Here is a 2,593-nt window from a genome sequence, read left to right on the forward strand (position 1 = left end):
CGCGCAGGTGCTCGACGATCGCCCACGCGAGCGAGAGGCCGTCGAACGTCGACGTGCCGCGGCCCACCTCGTCGAGGATGACGAGGCTCTCCGGGGTCGCGTTCCGCAGGATGTTCGCCGCCTCGATCATCTCGACCATGAACGTCGATTCGCCGCGGGCGAGGTGGTCGGACGCGCCGACGCGCGTGAAGATCCGGTCGATCGGTCCGATCTCGGCTTCCCTCGCGGGGACGAACGCCCCCGCCCGGGCGAGCAGAGCGATCAGGGCGATCTGCCGCAGGAACGTGGACTTGCCCCCCATGTTCGGTCCCGTGAGGATGACGATCCGCGTTTCGGCGTCGAGCGCGACGTCGTTGGCGACGAACGGCTCGTCGCGGCGCACCCGCTCGACCACCGGATGACGGCCCTCGACGATCCGGATGCCGGGCCGCTCCGCGATCCGCGGGCGGACGTAGCCGCGCGTCGCGGCGGTCTCCGCGAGCGACGCGTAGAGGTCGATCTCCCCGAGCGCGCGAGCGACCTCCGCGAGGCGGGTCGACTCCGCCGCGAGGAATTCCGCGAGCTCGCCGAAAACCCGGGCCTCGATCTCCAGGATTCGCTCGTCCGCCCCGAGGATCTTCGCTTCGAGCTCCGAGAGCTCCGGCGTCGTGAAGCGCTCGGCGTTGGCGAGCGTCTGGCGGCGGACGTAGTCGGCCGGCGTCTTCTCCTTCTGCCCCCGGGTGATCTCGATCGAATAGCCGAAGACGCGGTTGTACCGGACGCGCAGGTTCGCGATGCCCGTGCGCTCCCGCTCGCGGGCTTCGAAACGGGTCAGCGCCTCCTGGGCGTTCGAGCGGAGTCCGCGGAGCTCGGCGAGCTCCGGGTCCGCCTCGTCGCGGACGGCTCCGCCGGCGGAGATCAGGGCCGGCGGTTCCTCGACGAGCGTGCGCGCGATCCGGCCCGCCACGTCTTCGGTGTCGGGGAAGCGGTCGCGCAGGACCGCCAGCGGCGGCGACGCCAGAGGCCGGAGCGATTCGCGGAGCTCCGGCATCGCGCGGAGCGTCGACCCGAGACCCGCGACGTCGCGCGGACCGGCCGCTCGAAGCGCGATCCGCCCGACGCGCCGCGCCAGATCGCCGACTCCGCTCAGGCGTTCGCGCAGCTCGGCGCGGAGCCCGGCGCGCGAGACGAGCTCCTCGACTCCGTCGAGCCTCGCCTCGATCTCGAGGTTCCCGCGGAGGGGACGGGCGAGCATCTCGCGCAGCGCGCGGGAGCCCATCGGCGTCGCCGTCTCGTCGAGCGCGGAGAAGAGGGTGGCGCCGGAGCGCGGGTCGGCCGATTCGAAGATCTCGAGGTGCGCGAGCGTGGCCGCGTCGAGGCGAAGATGACGATCCGGAGCGAGCGGACGGGGCGGGGAGATGTGGAGCGCGTCCCCGCGGCGATTCTCGCGGGCGTATTCGAGAGCCGCCCAGCACGCCGCGAGACCGGCGTCTCCCGGCGCGAATCCGAACGCCTCGAGAGACGCCGCGCGGAACGTCTCCGCCAGGCGCTTCTCGGCCGTCGCCTGGGCGAACGCGGCCGCCGGACGCGCCGTGGCGCGGCCGGCCCATCCGTCCGCCTCGCTCCCTTCCGGGAGGAGGATCTCCCGCGCGGGATACGCCGTCATCACGTCGGCGAGCTCTTCGTCGGCGACCTCGCCCGCGCGGAGCTCGCCGGTGGAGAGATCGAGAAAGGCGACGCCGGCCCGTTTTCCCCGGCGACAGAGCGCCGCGAGGTAGTTCGGCCGGGCTCCGGGGAGCGATTCCGGCTCGAGGACGGTGCCGGGCGTGACGATCCTCGTGATCTCCCGGCGAACGAGCCCCTTCGCCTTCTTCGCGTCCTCCACCTGGTCGCAGACGGCCACCCGATGGCCGGCCGCGATCAGCTGCGCGATGTATCCCTCGACGGCGTGGTGCGGCATCCCGCACATCGGCGCCTCGATGTCCGAATCGCGATGCCGGGAAGTCAGGGTGAGTCCGAGGAGCGCCGACGCGGTCCGCGCGTCCTCGAAGAAGAGCTCGTAGAAATCCCCCATCCGATAGAGGAGCAGGGCGTCGCCGGCGCGCGCTTTCGCCTCGAAATACTGCTGCAGCATGGGGGTGACGCGGGAAGCGACGCTCATGGGGAAGAGAGCGGCGATGGTAACATACGCGTCGCGGATGCTCGTGCTCGCGCTCGACACGGCCACTCCCGTTCCCGCGCTCGCTCTCGCCGGGATGCGCTTCGAGGAAGAGAGCCGTCTGCCCTCCGGACGTCACGTCTCCGAAGTCCTCCTTCCGGCCCTCGCAGCGCTCCTCGAACGGGCCGGCGCACGCCTCGGCGACGTCTCGCGCGTCGCGGCGCTCGCCGGTCCGGGATCGTTCACCGGGATCCGCGTGGGGCTCGCCACCGCGTGGGGCTTCGCCCGGTCCCTCCGGGTCCCGCTCGAAACGGTCGGGTCGCTCGAGGCGCTCGCCGAGACGGCCCGGGGGACGGGGGAAACGCGCGTCTCCGCCTGGCTTCCGGCCGAACGCGGCGACGTCTACGCGGCGACCTACGACCTCTCGGGCGACCGGGCGCGCCTCGAGGGCGAGGA

Annotated in this window: 2 protein-coding genes; one reads left to right on the top strand and one right to left on the bottom strand. The window is 72.5% G+C overall.

Translation table 11 applies throughout. The annotated features are described in order from the left end of the window. Positions 1-2,140: DNA mismatch repair protein MutS (gene mutS, locus VFS34_14400; protein ID HET9795641.1), on the bottom strand; the 2,140-nt coding region annotated here is incomplete at its 3' end. A gap of 16 nt (positions 2,141-2,156) precedes the next feature. Here mutS and tsaB point away from each other — a divergent pair. Next, positions 2,157-2,593 (top strand): tRNA (adenosine(37)-N6)-threonylcarbamoyltransferase complex dimerization subunit type 1 TsaB (tsaB, locus tag VFS34_14405; protein ID HET9795642.1); only part of this gene is annotated, 437 nt, incomplete at its 3' end.

This window comes from Thermoanaerobaculia bacterium (genome assembly GCA_035717485.1).
In the GTDB taxonomy this organism is placed as follows: domain Bacteria; phylum Acidobacteriota; class Thermoanaerobaculia; order UBA5066; family DATFVB01; genus DATFVB01.